At 31.6% G+C, this 14,373-nt stretch carries 15 protein-coding genes; 7 read left to right on the top strand and 8 right to left on the bottom strand.

Going from position 1 to position 14,373, the window contains the following annotated elements:
• Window positions 1–3 precede the first annotated feature (3 nt).
• From BMX42_RS04795 to der, 4 genes are all read left to right on the top strand, one after another.
• On the top strand, window positions 4–426 hold the full coding sequence (locus BMX42_RS04795; protein ID WP_091309585.1) for a hypothetical protein: 423 nt from the start codon (window positions 4–6) through the stop codon (window positions 424–426).
• Between the two features lie 287 nt (window positions 427–713).
• Window positions 714–1,166: a KTSC domain-containing protein gene (locus tag BMX42_RS04790; RefSeq protein WP_091309582.1), complete on the top strand. Its 453-nt coding sequence runs from the start codon at window positions 714–716 to the stop codon at window positions 1,164–1,166.
• A 210-nt stretch (window positions 1,167–1,376) separates the two neighbouring features.
• A complete protein-coding gene (gene era, locus BMX42_RS04785) occupies window positions 1,377–2,261 on the top strand; it encodes a GTPase Era (protein WP_091309578.1) in 885 nt (294 codons plus the stop codon).
• A 168-nt stretch (window positions 2,262–2,429) separates the two neighbouring features.
• Window positions 2,430–3,740, top strand: coding sequence for a ribosome biogenesis GTPase Der (gene der, locus BMX42_RS04780; RefSeq protein WP_091310895.1), 1,311 nt, complete (start codon window positions 2,430–2,432; stop codon window positions 3,738–3,740).
• A gap of 456 nt (window positions 3,741–4,196) precedes the next feature.
• Here the strand turns inward: der and BMX42_RS04775 are convergent, their stop codons facing one another.
• From BMX42_RS04775 to BMX42_RS04755, 5 genes are all read right to left on the bottom strand, one after another.
• The gene (locus tag BMX42_RS04775) at window positions 4,197–4,961 is read right to left on the bottom strand and encodes a TPM domain-containing protein (RefSeq protein ID WP_245748245.1); all 765 of its coding nucleotides are present in this window, start codon (window positions 4,959–4,961) and stop codon (window positions 4,197–4,199) included.
• A gap of 1 nt (window position 4,962) precedes the next feature.
• A complete protein-coding gene (locus BMX42_RS04770) occupies window positions 4,963–5,403 on the bottom strand; it encodes a TPM domain-containing protein (protein WP_091309570.1) in 441 nt (146 codons plus the stop codon).
• A gap of 5 nt (window positions 5,404–5,408) precedes the next feature.
• Complete coding sequence (locus BMX42_RS04765) at window positions 5,409–6,002, bottom strand: LemA family protein (protein ID WP_091309567.1); 594 nt, start codon at window positions 6,000–6,002, stop codon at window positions 5,409–5,411.
• A gap of 74 nt (window positions 6,003–6,076) precedes the next feature.
• A complete protein-coding gene (locus tag BMX42_RS04760; RefSeq protein ID WP_091309564.1) occupies window positions 6,077–6,406 on the bottom strand; it encodes a MerR family transcriptional regulator in 330 nt (109 codons plus the stop codon).
• 80 nt (window positions 6,407–6,486) lie between these two features.
• Window positions 6,487–7,464, bottom strand: coding sequence for a M23 family metallopeptidase (locus BMX42_RS04755; RefSeq protein ID WP_091309560.1), 978 nt, complete (start codon window positions 7,462–7,464; stop codon window positions 6,487–6,489).
• A 183-nt stretch (window positions 7,465–7,647) separates the two neighbouring features.
• Between BMX42_RS04755 and alaS the strand changes: the two genes are divergently transcribed.
• Genes alaS through BMX42_RS04740 form a run of 3 tightly spaced genes read left to right on the top strand, consistent with a single transcriptional unit; the run spans window position 7,648 to window position 11,376 of the window.
• Window positions 7,648–10,284 (top strand): alanine--tRNA ligase, encoded by a 2,637-nt coding sequence (alaS, locus tag BMX42_RS04750; RefSeq protein ID WP_091309556.1) that lies wholly within the window; start codon window positions 7,648–7,650, stop codon window positions 10,282–10,284.
• A 3-nt stretch (window positions 10,285–10,287) separates the two neighbouring features.
• Window positions 10,288–10,788, top strand: a complete 501-nt coding sequence (locus BMX42_RS04745; protein ID WP_091309552.1) for a hypothetical protein — start codon at window positions 10,288–10,290, stop codon at window positions 10,786–10,788.
• A gap of 3 nt (window positions 10,789–10,791) precedes the next feature.
• Window positions 10,792–11,376, top strand: coding sequence for a hypothetical protein (locus tag BMX42_RS04740; protein WP_091309548.1), 585 nt, complete (start codon window positions 10,792–10,794; stop codon window positions 11,374–11,376).
• A 42-nt stretch (window positions 11,377–11,418) separates the two neighbouring features.
• On the opposite strand, the gene BMX42_RS04735 is transcribed toward BMX42_RS04740, so the two are convergent.
• The 3 genes from BMX42_RS04735 to BMX42_RS04725 all read right to left on the bottom strand — a co-directional run bounded on the left by BMX42_RS04735 (window position 11,419) and on the right by BMX42_RS04725 (window position 14,360).
• Window positions 11,419–11,802 carry a RidA family protein gene (locus BMX42_RS04735; RefSeq protein WP_091309544.1) on the bottom strand — a complete coding sequence of 128 codons (384 nt, stop codon included), beginning with the start codon at window positions 11,800–11,802 and terminating at the stop codon, window positions 11,419–11,421.
• Between the two features lie 4 nt (window positions 11,803–11,806).
• The gene (locus BMX42_RS04730; RefSeq protein ID WP_091309541.1) at window positions 11,807–12,538 is read right to left on the bottom strand and encodes a DUF3667 domain-containing protein; all 732 of its coding nucleotides are present in this window, start codon (window positions 12,536–12,538) and stop codon (window positions 11,807–11,809) included.
• Window positions 12,539–12,614: 76 nt separating this feature from the next.
• Window positions 12,615–14,360, bottom strand: a complete 1,746-nt coding sequence (locus tag BMX42_RS04725; protein ID WP_091309537.1) for an ABC transporter ATP-binding protein — start codon at window positions 14,358–14,360, stop codon at window positions 12,615–12,617.
• Between the last annotated feature and the right edge of the window lie 13 nt (window positions 14,361–14,373).

Genomic DNA, 14,373 nt, shown 5'->3' with positions numbered 1-14,373 from the left:
ATTATGATTATAGATGAAATAATTGAAATAATTGAAAATTCAAGAACTGAAAATATTTTAGGAAGAAAGTTAAATAATTTATATGATGAGTTTAGGTCAGGTAGAGATTCAAATGATATTTTAAAATTATTGACGCATTCTAATGATTCGTTAGTATGGCATGGATGTAGTATCTGTTGTGAAGTAATTGTAGAGAATTCAAAAAATAGAAACACATTAATTAATGAATTGTATAATATTTTAAAAAAAAGCAAAAGTTCGAAAAATAGAGAGAGGGCGTTTAGTGCTTTATATGGATTTTATATGGACGTTAAAGATATTGGAGGATTTAATAAGATTTGTAATGAATTTAGTGAAGATGACTTAAATGAAATTGGTTCTTTTGCAAAAAATTTCTTAAAAGACAGTAATTTTAAAAGACACTAGCCTACGTCTGATAGGATAAATTTACAATCATTCCTCTACTCCCATAAAAATCCTTTTGAGTAACAATCCATAAAACAAAAACCAGCCTAATCAGGCTGGTTTTTTGTTTAAAAAAATAAGTATGCTGAAGAAATAAGATATATATTATGCCATAACAAGCATCGAAAAAAGATTGATTTTTCCGCAATTAATTCATTAACAAATGATTAAGTTTTATTTTTGTTTCTTTTTTTCTTGCTTAATTAAAGAATAAATCACTACTTTTGCACTTTTATTTTGAAAATCATATGACTACACAGAAAATTATTGGGTACAGAAAGTTACTTAATGTTACCAGAGAAGCAACATTAAAAGAATTAAAAACAATATATAGAAATAGTATGAAGGAAGATCATCCTGATACTATTGCAGATCCAGTTGAACGTTTAGCAGCTGAAGAAAGAAGTAAGAACATTATTGAAGCCTACCACTTTTTAGTAAGTATAGCTCCAGAAACTAGAGAAAAAGTAAAAGCAGAATACACGGCTACTACTACAACTTCTCAAATTTCTGACTTTTATATGGATAAAGGCGTTTTATACATCAGCTTTGTAGATGGAAGTAAATTCGAATATTTTGGTGTACCAAGAAACACGTATGTGAAAATGGTAAACGCAGAATCACCAGGTCGTTTTGCTCGTCGTCACATTTATAACGAATTCACATACCGTAGCGCTAGTAAATTAGTAGCTGCAGAATAATTAAAACAGTATTTCGAGTATTTCGAGAAACAGTTTTAATCAGATTATAGCAAAAAGCCATTCTGAAACGAGTGGCTTTTTTTATGTACCTTTGCAAAAAAATAAATATATGTCGCATAAAGCAGGTTTTGTAAATATAATAGATTTGATATTAAGAGGAGAATGTCCAGTGGACATTAGGTAAGACATATATAATTTAAAAAATTAAACATGACACATAAAGCAGGTTTTGTAAATATTATCGGAAACCCGAACGTAGGGAAATCAACCTTAATGAATGCCATGGTAGGCGAGAAGTTGTCTATTATCACAAGTAAGGCACAAACTACTCGTCACAGAATTTTCGGAATCGTGAATGATGAAGATTATCAGATTGTGTTTTCTGATACGCCAGGGATTATCAAACCAGCTTACGATTTACAAACCAGTATGATGGATTTTGTAAAAAGTGCTTTTTCTGATGCCGATATTTTAATCTATATGGTTGAAATTGGGGAGAAAGAATTAAAAGACGAAGAGTTTTTCAATAAAATCATTCACGCTAAAATTCCGGTTTTACTTTTGTTGAATAAAATCGACAAGTCAAATCAGGATATGCTAGAAGAACAAGTACAAACTTGGCAAGCAAAAGTTCCAAATGCAGAGATTTTTCCAATCTCAGCATTAGAAAACTTCAATGTGAAAGAAGTTTTGAACAGAATTGTTGAGTTGTTACCAGTTTCTCCTCCATATTATCCAAAAGATGCTTTAACAGACAAACCAGAGCGTTTTTTCGTAAATGAAACCATTCGTGAGAAGATTTTATTAAATTACGATAAGGAAATTCCATACGCTGTTGAGGTGGAAACGGAAGAGTTTTTAGAAGAGGAGAAAATTATAAGAATCCGTTCTGTTATTATGGTGGAACGCGATACGCAGAAAGGAATTATTATCGGTCACAAAGGTGCTGCACTGAAAAAAGTAGGAATGCAGGCTCGTGCCGATTTAGAATTGTTTTTCGACAAACAAATACACATTGAAATTTTCGTGAAAGTGAATAAAGATTGGCGAAGTAACGCTTATCAATTACGAAGATTCGGATATAACCAAAAATAATGAATGACTAATCAATAGTGATTAGTGAATAGTATAAAGTCGTTCTATTTTAGCCCCGATTGTAGCAAGCTACCATGTAGCGCGAAAAGCGGGAAAGCAAGTGTTTTGAAATTCAAAATGTCTGCTTCTAAAATAAAAAAACGTACTTTTGCACAAAATATAAGAAGAATGAATAATATTGTAGCCATAGTAGGAAGACCAAATGTAGGAAAATCTACTCTTTTTAATCGTTTAATCCAACGTAGAGACGCCATTGTTGACTCTGTGAGCGGAGTTACGCGTGATAGAAATTATGGAAAAAGTGAGTGGAATGGAAAAGAATTTTCTGTAATTGATACAGGTGGATACATTAAAGGTTCTGATGATATTTTTGAAGGCGAAATTAGAAAACAAGTAGAATTAGCTATTGACGAATGCGACGCTATCATTTTTATGGTAGATGTGGAAGAAGGTATTACGCCAATGGATGATGAAGTTGCGAAATTACTACGTAAAGTTACTAAGCCAGTTATATTAGCAGTAAACAAAGTAGATAATTCAAAACGTGTGACTGATGCGTTAGAGTTTTACAATTTAGGATTGGGCGAATATTTTACTATTGGTGCCATGAATGGAAGTGGAACTGGTGAATTATTAGATAAATTAGTGGAAGTTTTACCAGAATTGCCAGAAGCAGTTGAGGATGAAAATCCATTACCACGTTTTGCAGTTGTTGGTCGTCCTAACGCTGGAAAATCGTCAATTATTAATGCTTTAATTGGTGAAGATAGATTTGTAGTTACTGATATTGCAGGAACAACTCGTGATGCAATTGATACCACATATAACCGTTTTGGTTTCGAATTTAATTTGGTAGATACTGCCGGAATTAGAAGAAAAGCGAAAGTAAAAGAAGATTTAGAATTCTATTCTGTAATGCGTTCGGTTCGTGCAATTGAGCATTCAGATGTTTGTATCTTAGTTATTGACGCCACTCGTGGTTTCGAAGGACAAGATCAAAGTATTTTTTGGTTAGCCGAAAAAAACAGAAAAGGAATTGTAATTTTAGTTAACAAGTGGGATTTAGTTGAAAAAGATACGATGACTGCTAGAGATTACGAACGTAAAATTCGTGAGCAAATTCAACCATTTACTGATGTGCCAATTTTATTCGTATCAGCATTAGAAAAACAACGTTTATTAAAAGGTTTAGAAACAGCAGTAGAAGTTTTCGAAAACAGAAAACAAAAAGTGTCGACATCTAAATTTAACGATTTAATGTTGCCAATTATTGAAAACCAACCGCCACCAGCGTTAAAAGGGAAGTATGTGAAAATTAAATATTGCATGCAATTACCAACTCCGGTGCCACAGTTTGTGTTTTTCGCTAACTTACCGCAATATGTAAAAGATCCGTACAAACGTTTTATTGAAAATAAATTGCGTGAAAACTATAATTTTAGTGGTGTGCCAATTGATATTTACTTTAGACAGAAATAATAATAACATAAAAAAACCCGATAATCACTTATCGGGTTTTTTTATGTTATTATTTATAATTATGTTTCAAAAACATAATTATAAATACACTTAAAGATAAAATAGTTTGAAGTAAAAAATCTAACGCATTGGCTTTTTTTGATTCTTCACATTCAATAAAGCTATTGCTACAGGAAAAATATAAATCTCGTTTTTGTATTAATAATGATAACTTATTTAGTAGCTTGAACAGAATTAAAAATACTAAAAAAGTAAATTCATAATAGGATTCTGCTTTTGAATCTTTATATAAACCTGTAAAATCTAAAAATCTAAAAATTAATAATAATAATAATTATACTGAAAACAATTAAGCTGCTATAAAGGTTTTTATCTCTTAGATTTTTGAATATTGGTGCAAAACTCCAAAGTGGAATTAATGTTGTAAAAAGTGCTAAAAATAACATAAGTTAAATCTTACCAGCTTCCACTAGCACCGCCACCACCGAAACTTCCTCCACCGCCGAATCCTCCAAATCCTCCACCAGATGAACCGCCACCGAAACCTCCGCTACCAAATCCGCCACTGCGACCCATGCTGCTTAAAATAATAACGTCCATTAAATCTGGAGCGCCAAATCCACCTGAATTCCCTCTGTTTCCTTTGTTTTTAGAAGCGATTATTAAAAATATAATCACAAATGCGATTACAATTAAGATTGGTATAATGCTTCCTTCTTTATCAGATTTATCGTTTTTAAATTCACCTTTTAAAACTCTAAAAATAGCGTTGGTTCCTTCGTCAATTCCTTGGTAATATTGATCTTGCTTAAAACTAGGTTTAATTACAGTTTCAATTATTCTTCTAGATAAAGCATCCGTTAATAAATGTTCTACACCATAACCAGTTTGTATTGCCATTTTTCGGTCATCTTTGGCAATCAATAAAATAATTCCATTGTCTTTCCCTTTTTGACCAATTTGCCACTTCTGACCTAAATCTGTAGCATATCGTTTGATTTCTTCTCCTTGAGTGGTAGAAACAATCATCACAAACATTTCTGTTGAGGTACTGTCGGAATAAATAGCCAATTTTTTATATAAATCCTCTTTTTCTTGACTAGACAACGTATTTGTACTATCAATTACTGGAGGAATAAAAGATGGTTTTTCAGGGATGTTTAGTTGTGCTTGCGACACAAAACCCAAAAATAATGCAATGAATAGGACTAATTTTCTCATCTTAATTTCTTGATATTTCATTAGATAATTCATTGGTATCGTCTTCGTGATTATATGGAAAGTACTTTTTTAGTTGTTCTCCAGCTTCAATAATTCCTCTCACTAAACCTTCTTTATATTTGCCTTCTTTGAATTTTTCAATTACATGGTCTTTTGTAGAATTCCAAAAATTAGAATCCACTAAGTCATTGATGCCTTTATCGCCAATAACAGCAAAACTTTTGGAAAGCATACATATGTAGAATAACACACCATTTTTCAATTCGGTTTCATCCATTTTTAGAAGATGAAAAACCTCCTGTGCTCTTTCAACAGGAGGTTTTGTATTATTTTCTTCAATATGCACACGAATTTCTCCCGAAGTGTTTTTTTCGGCAACAACAATAGCTTCAACAATTTCTTTTTCTTCCGCTTTGCTTAAAAATTCTTCGGTTTTAGACATATTAATTATTTTTTATCGAAATCAAATTCTACACTAGGAGCTTTTTCAGCACCAGCATCAGCTTTAAAACGAGCTATTTCATTAAATCCAAATATCTTTGCGAAAATTACAGAAGGAAATGATTTAATTTTTTTGTCATAAATATTTACAGAATCATTAAAACGATCTCTTTCAACGTTAATCCTGTTTTCAGTTCCTTCAATTTGAGATTGTAATTCTAAGAAATTCTGATTTGCTTTTAAATCAGGATATTGCTCAACTGTCACTAATAATCTACTTAGAGATGATGACAAGCCTGACTGAGCTTGTTGAAATTGAGCCATTTGTTCTGGTGTAATGTTTGTTGGGTCAATTGTTACCGCAGTTGCTTTTGCACGAGCTTCAATTACAGCAGTTAAAGTTCCTTTTTCAAAATCTGCAGCACCTTGAACCGTCTTTACAAGGTTACCGATTAAATCACTTCTTCTTTGGTATGAACTTTCTACTTTTGACCAAGCTGTTTTTGCATCTGCTTGTACACCAACTAATCCGTTGTATGAACTAATTGCTAATAATACTAATACACCAATAATTGCTACTGGAATTATCCACTTTCTCATAATTTTATTGTTTAAGTTAATTTATTTAGTTGTTGATTTTTTTCTTTTTTCTGAAAACTGCGACTGTGTCTAAATCAAAGTCCTTTTTTTAGTTCTAGTAATTGATTTTTTATGCCTTCTAACTTACTAATGATTTCAAAATTGTCTAAGGTTTTCTTTTTTCCTTCTTTTAAATGAATTTTTGCACCTTCCAATGTGAAACCGCGTTCTTTTACTAAATGGTAAATCATTTGTAATACTTTAACATCGTCCGGACGAAACATTCTGTCGCCTTTGGCATTTTTTTTGGGATTAATTTCATCAAATTCTTTATCCCAAAAACGGATTAACGACGCGTTCACATCAAATGCTTTCGCTAATTCGCCAATTCCATAATATCTTTTTTCTGGTAAGTTTAATTGCATTGTTTTTTTGTTTGTTTTGTTTTCTTTGTTTCAAGTTTCAGGTTATTGTGCTAACTTGAAACTTGAAACCTGAAACAAAATTAATCTAATGATTGATTTTCCTGATTCGCTAATTTAGTAATTAAAACATATTCTTTAGCAGAAATACTGCCATAATAAAAATTTAAAGGATTCACTACCTCACCATTTTTATGTACTTCATAATGTAAGTGTGGTGCCTCGCTTCGTCCTGTACTTCCTACATATCCAATAATATCGCCACGTTTTACATTTTGCCCTGGTCTGACTTTATACTTACTCAAATGCGCATACAAAGTCAAATATCCATAACCGTGAGATATTTCAATGTGATTTCCATAACCTGATAAACTTGCATCTGCTTTTCTCACCACACCATCTCCAGTAGCATAAATTGGAGTTCCTGTTTTGGCAGTAAAATCCATTCCTTTATGAAACTTTCTAATTTTGGTAAACGGATCACTTCTGTATCCAAAACCAGAAGCCATGTGTTTTAATTCTTCATTTTTCACAGGCTGAATGGCTGGAATCGCTTTTAATAAATTGGCTTTCTGCTTGGCTAATTTTGTAACTTCGTCCAATGAAACCGATTGAATTGCCATGGCTTTCATAATTTCATCTACTTTTTTTGACGAACCAATTATCAAATCGCTATTATTAAAATCTTCTAAATCCTTATATCTGTTTACACCACCTAAACCTGCACGTCTTTCTTCGTTTGAAATGGCAGCACTATTAAAATATACGCGATACAAATTATTATCACGTTCTTCAATCGCAGCTAAACCTTCGTCCATTAACGCAATTTTTCTGTTCAATAAATTGTAATTCAATTTCATCGTTTCTAATTCTCGCGCTTGTAATTTAGATTTTGGTGTTTCAAAAAAACTCGTATTACTTAGAATAAAAAAACATAAAAATCCAAACAACGCACTCGCTAGTAAAAACAACATCACATATCCGATTTTGGTACTATTTTTAGTAACAATTCGTTTGAATGCTAATTTCTCTGCGTCGTAATAATATTTTACTCTCTTCATATTTGAAAAAGTTCCCTTTTAGAAACTTTTTGTTGTTAACGATTTCATTAAAATTTACTATTTTTGTGCTCGTTATCACAAAGTAACAATTATTATACGAAAGAACTTAAAATTTGTTTCATATTTGGAAACATTTTTTTTAAAATTTCAGTCAATTATATTATTCGATTCAATACCATAAAAATGAAATCACAAGACATAAGAAAAGCTTATTTACAATTTTTTGAAAGCAAAGGACATACTATTGTTCCTTCTGCGCCAATTGTTTTAAAAGATGATCCAACACTGATGTTTAACAACTCGGGAATGGCTCAATTTAAAGAGTTTTTCTTAGGAAATGGTACGCCAAAAAGTCCACGAATTACTGATACACAAAAATGTTTACGTGTTTCTGGAAAACATAACGATTTAGAAGATGTAGGTTTTGATACGTATCACCACACCATGTTCGAAATGTTAGGAAACTGGTCATTTGGTGATTATTTCAAAAAAGAGGCGTTGCCTTGGGCTTGGGAATTTCTAACTGAAGTGTTGAAATTAGACAAAGACCGTTTATATGTTTCTGTTTTCGAAGGAAGCAAAGAAGATAATGTGCCTTTCGATCAAGAGGCTTGGGATATTTGGAAACAATTCGTACCAGAAGACCGAATCATTTTAGGAAATAAAAAAGATAATTTCTGGGAAATGGGCGATCAAGGTCCTTGTGGTCCATGTTCAGAAATTCATATCGATTTGCGTACTGATGCCGAAAGAACAGCTGTTTCTGGAAGAAGTTTAGTGAACGCAGATCATCCGCAAGTTGTGGAAATTTGGAACAACGTTTTCATGGAATTCAACCGTAAAGCGGATGGTTCTTTAGAAAAATTACCTGCACAACATGTAGATACTGGAATGGGATTTGAGCGTTTGTGTATGGCAATGCAAAATGTTACTTCAAATTACGATACAGATGTTTTCACGCCGCTTATCGCGAAAGTGGAAGAAATTACAGGATTAAAATATACTTCAAACGAAGTAAAAAATATATCAGAAGAGCAAAACAAAACGAATATTGCCATTCGTGTAATTGTAGATCACGTTCGTGCGGTGGCTTTTGCTATTGCGGACGGACAATTGCCATCCAATACAGGAGCTGGTTATGTAATTCGTAGAATTTTACGTCGTGCGATTCGTTACGGGTTTACTTTCTTAGATACAAAAGAACCTTTTATCAATAAATTAGTTGCTGTTTTAGCGAATCAAATGGGTGAATTTTTCCCAGAAATTAAATCGCAACAACAATTGGTTACGAATGTAATTCGTGAAGAAGAAGCTTCTTTCTTAAGAACTTTAGAACAGGGAATTCAGTTGTTAGAAAACGTAATGGTAAATACTTCAGGAAAAGAAGTTTCTGGAGAAAAAGCATTCGAATTATACGATACTTTCGGATTTCCAATCGATTTAACAGCCTTGATTCTTAGAGAAAGAGGCTTTAGTTTAGACGAAGCAGGTTTCGAAACAGAATTACAAAAACAAAAAGCGCGTTCTCGTGCCGCTTCAGAAGTTTCTACAGAAGATTGGAATGTTTTAATTGAAGGAAATGTGGAAACGTTTGTTGGTTATGATCAAACAGAAAATGAAGCAAAAATAACTCGTATCAGAAAAGTAGATTCTAAAAAAGACGGAATTTTATACCAAATCGTTTTAGATAATACGCCTTTTTATCCAGAAGGTGGTGGACAAGTAGGAGATAAAGGAACTTTAGTTTCAGCAAATGAAACGATTGATATCATCGATACGAAAAAAGAAAACAACTTGATTTTACATTTCGCGAAGCAATTGCCAGAAAATGTAAATGCGGTTTTCACAGCAAAAGTAAATACAGATTTAAGAAGTGCTTCTTCAAAAAATCACTCAGCAACGCATTTAATGCATTTGGCTTTAAGAACGATTTTAGGAACACACGTAGAACAAAAAGGTTCATTAGTGAATCCGACTTATTTACGTTTCGATTTCTCTCATTTTTCGAAAGTTTCTGATGAAGAATTACGTCAAGTAGAAGATTTCGTAAATACAAGAATTGCGGCTCAATTGCCATTAATCGAAAGAAGGAGTATTCCAATCCAACAAGCTTTAGACGAAGGTGCGATGGCATTATTTGGTGAGAAATACGGAGACAATGTTCGTGCGATTAAGTTTGGTGAAAGTATGGAATTGTGTGGAGGAATTCACGTGAACAATACGGCTGATATTTGGCAATTCAAAATAGTTTCAGAAGGTGCAGTTGCAGCTGGAATTAGAAGAATTGAAGCTATTACTGGTGATGCAGTAAAAGATTTCTATACAAATCAAGAAAATACATTAGCAGAAATTAAGGAAACATTGAAAAATCCTCAAGATATTTTAAAATCTGTGGTTTCTTTACAAGATGATAATGCGAAATTGAAAAAACAAATTGAGCAATTATTAAAAGAAAAAATCGACGGATTATCTGCGAGTTTAGTTTCTGAATTTACGGATGTAAACGGAATTAATTTCTTAGTGAAACAAGTTGATTTGTCAATGAGTTCTACTAAAGATTTAACGCAAGCCATCGGAACTTCAAAACCAAATTCATTTGTAGTTTTAGCTTCAATTGAAGATGGTTTACCAAATATTCACTGTTATATTGCTAAAGAATTAGTCGCAGAAAAAGGTTTAAACGCTGGAAATGTCATTCGTGAATTAGGAAAACACATCGATGGTAATGGTGGAGGACAACCGTTTTTTGCATCAGGAAAAGGTAAAAACACGAACGGAATTGCTGCAGTTTTAGAGAATGCAATTAATTTTGTGAAATAAGTAATGAAGAATTTTTTTATTGTTTTTTTATCACTTGTTTTATTGTTGTTATCCTATTTTGGTTATAAACATTTTAGTAGTAAAAATTTAGAGTTTGATTCGGTTAGTCATTACGCTATCGCCGATGAAGACGTTCGAGATGAGAATTTACTTAATGATAATTATTCTCATTTACAAAGTGCAATAATATATGATGATTATCCTTATAATCTAGATTTTAAATTTCATGAAGAGCTAACTGAAGTTGGATTCAAAAAAAGTGAAATTGACAAAGCAAAATTTTCTAAATTAAAGGATATTTTAAAATATGAATTTAATATTAAGATTGGAACATCAAGGTGTTTAACTACTTATAGAGATATTTTAGTTTTTCAAAGAAATAATAAAATTGTAGGTGTTGTTAAAATCTGTTTTGGTTGCCATCAATATTGTTCAATAGGAGAAAATTTGCCTGATTTTAATTTTGAAAAATATACAGAATTGGAAACTTTACTAAAAAAATAAAAAATGTTTAAAAAACTATTGCAGTCTCTTGTTATTTCACTTGTTTTCACAACGCTTGGCTATTCACAAAGATTTAAAGAACTTGAAGGTAAATTTGAAAACTTAAGTGCTATCAATTCATTTAAAGTTGAATTTAACTATAAAAACATCGAAGTTCATGGTTTTGATTCTGAAGAAGCTTTTTTGAAAGAAAAAATGGAAAAAAGAAAAGCTAATCCTGAAAAAGCAGAAAATTTCAAGAAAGATTGGTTTTTAAATAGAGAAAAATATTACAATCCAGCTTTTATTAATTTTTTTAATACGTATTTCAAAAAAGGAGAATGCAAAATTGTTGATGATTCACCTTATTTAATGAAAGTGAATTTAACTTGGATTTATCCTGGATATGCAGTAGAACCTGCTAAGTTATCTACAACAATTGAATTTATTGACACAACGACTTCGAAAAAATTACTTGTCGTTCATTTTGATAAAGTGATTGGTTTTGAGAAAAATGTAGTTGTTGTGGTTAATGAACATGAAAGAGTCGTTGGTGCTTTTGAAAAACTGGCCAAAAATTTAGCGATTCAATTAAAAAGAATTTATTAATTTAAAAACCTCCAAAAGTTTCAAACTCTTGGAGGTTTTCTTTTAAACAGCTTTTTTATCAATCACCGCCGTAGCTTCAATCTCAATTAGCCAATTTCTATTTCCTAAAACGCTAACACCAACTAAAGTACTTGCTGGATAATTTTCAGAGCCTAAAAATGTTTTTCGGACTTTTCTGAAAATGGGTAAATCGACTTCTGGATTAAAATTTACGATATACGTATTCGTTTTTACCACATCTTGAAAGCTTGAATTACATTCTTTCAAAAGCGTTTCTAAATTTTTAAACGTGGCAATAGTTTGAGTTTCTAAATCGTTTCCTTCGCCAATTTGACCTGAAATATATAAAGTTTTGGTTTCTTCAGTTTCTATAACTACAACTTGTGAAAAGCCTTCGTTTGTGTGTAAATAGTCTTTTTGAAACATAAAATCAAAATTTAAGTATTCCTAAGATATACATTGTAATAGCAATGAATGAAGTAAATAAAACCAAAAATAACAAATGACTTAAAATTGATTTCAGAATCACTTTGGGTTTACTTAATTTGTCAAAAAATTGAATATTCGTCCAAAAAATTAAAGCTACATCCAAAAGATATAAAATCAATCTGACTTTATTTATTTGTGGCGTTTCGTTATAGTAATAAATTGCTGGAAAAAGCAATATGTGTACAAATAAACGTTGACTTGCTTTAAACGTATTTTGTATTAAAAGCTCAATGAAATTATAACCCTGGTTTTTGAAAAATACGAAAGTTCCAATTGTGTAAAACGGAATGGTTAATAAAGTTATCCAAGCAAAATGAGAAGTTGACCATTCATTATAAAGATTTGCTTTTTCAATGTTATTCTCAGCAACAATTAAATGAATACCAAATAAATGGCACAAAAGACCATAAATGGTTGCTAAAACAATGACTAACGAAATAGGTTTAAAATGATGAATTCTTTTTCCTTCTATATATTCTCGGATGGTTATTCCGGGTTCTGTAAAAAGTTTTTTAGCAGAATACAAAATACCTTTATCAAAATGCAATAAGCCATGTTGAATGTCGTGCCACAAAAAGTGAACATCCAATTTATGTGTTTCAGCAGATTGTCCGCAATTATTACAATAATGACCTTTGAAAGTTTGATTGCAATTTTTACAAGTTATTTGCATATTGTGAGTTTCGGTTTCATCACAAATATAATAAAAAAGAACAAACGCAAAATGTTAGCTTATTTTGAGTGCGAAATTACTTTCTTTCTCCAATTTGTTGTCGCCACATTGCATAATACAAGCCTTTCTCATCAAGTAAATCGTTGTGTTTTCCTTGTTCAATAATTTTTCCTTGTTCTAACACAAATATTTTATCTGCGTGCATGATGGTTGACAATCGGTGTGCGATTAGAACTGTAATTCTATGTTCATCCGAAATATTTCTAATCGTACTATTAATTTCTTCTTCGGTAATTGAATCTAAAGCAGAAGTTGCTTCGTCAAAAATTAATAAATTCGGATTTCTCAAAATAGCTCTAGCAATAGATAAACGTTGTTTTTCTCCACCAGAAATTTTAATTCCACCTTCACCAATTGTAGAATCTAAACCATTTTCGGCTCTAGCCAATAAATTATTACAACTCGCTCTTCGTAAAGCGTTTAATATTTCTTCGTCGGTTGCTTCTGGTTTTACGAACAATAAATTTTCTCTAATTGTTCCTGAAAACAATTGTGCATCTTGAGTTACGAATCCTAATTGTTTTCGCAATTCTAAAATATCTATGGCTTTAGAATCAATTCCGTTGTATAAAACGTTTCCAATAGCAGGCTGATATAAACCCACTAATAATTTTACTAAAGTTGTTTTTCCTGCGCCAGACGGACCAACAAAAGCAACGGTTTCACCTTGTTTTATATTGAAATTAATATTTTCAACAGCAGGTTGTTTCGCCGATTTATGTTGGAAACTCACATTAGAAAACACTAAAGAGTTAATTTTTCCAAAATGTTCTGGAGTTTCTGGTTTGTGTTCCGATTTGGCATTTAATAATTGTTCAAAATTTTCCATTGAAACTTTGGTTTCGTTTTTTGCAATTATAAATGCACTTAATTCTTGCAATGGATTGAAGATAAAGAACGTGAAGAATACCATTGTTAATAAATCACCCACGACAATTTTTTCGCTAAATAAGAAATAATACAAAGCAAAAACCACGCAAGTTCTCATAAAATGAACGGTTGTTCCTTGGATAAAACTCAAACTTCTGATGAAACGGATTTTTTGAATTTCTAATTGTAAAATTTTATGTGTGTTCGAATTTAATCGTCCTTCTTCTTGAGCCGTTAAGCCTAAGCTTTTTACTAATTCGATGTTTCGTAAACTTTCTGTTGTGGAACCTGCTAATGAATTGGTTTGTGTAACAATGGTTCGAGAAACGACTTTGATTTTTTTACCTAAAAACGAACTAATATACGCAATAATTGGCGCTGTAATTACAAATACGAAAGCAATTCTGTAATCGATTCTTGAGATGTAAACAATCACAAAAATAAACCCAATTATGGTTTGAAAGATTAATGAAATAGAAAGCGTAATTAGTTTTTCAGAATCGGTTCTGGCTTTTTGTAATTTGCTTAAGGTTTGCCCACTACTTTGGTCTTCAAAATCAACATAAGGTAAATCTAACGATTTTTTAATTCCGTCAGTATACATTTCTGCACCTGTTCTTTGAATGACGATATTGGTAAAATAATCTTGAAAATTTTTAGTAATTCGCGAAATCATCGCAGCACCAAGCGAAAGTCCTAACCAGAAACCAACGGCTTTGATAAAACCAATTTCGTTTCCTTTATATTTGGCAATTCCCACACCACAATCTTGCATTAATTTACCCGTAATAATGGAGTCGGATAAACTAAAACAGATATTGATAGTTGCCATTAATAAGGCGAAAAATAGGAGTAATTTATGTTTTTGTAGATAAGAATACAGTAGTTTCATTTCGAAAATTTTA

This window comes from Flavobacterium terrigena (assembly GCF_900108955.1).
Classification (GTDB): domain Bacteria; phylum Bacteroidota; class Bacteroidia; order Flavobacteriales; family Flavobacteriaceae; genus Flavobacterium; species Flavobacterium terrigena.
The sequence above is the reverse complement of the archived record's forward strand: the minus strand, read 5'-3'. Positions and strand labels throughout refer to the sequence as shown.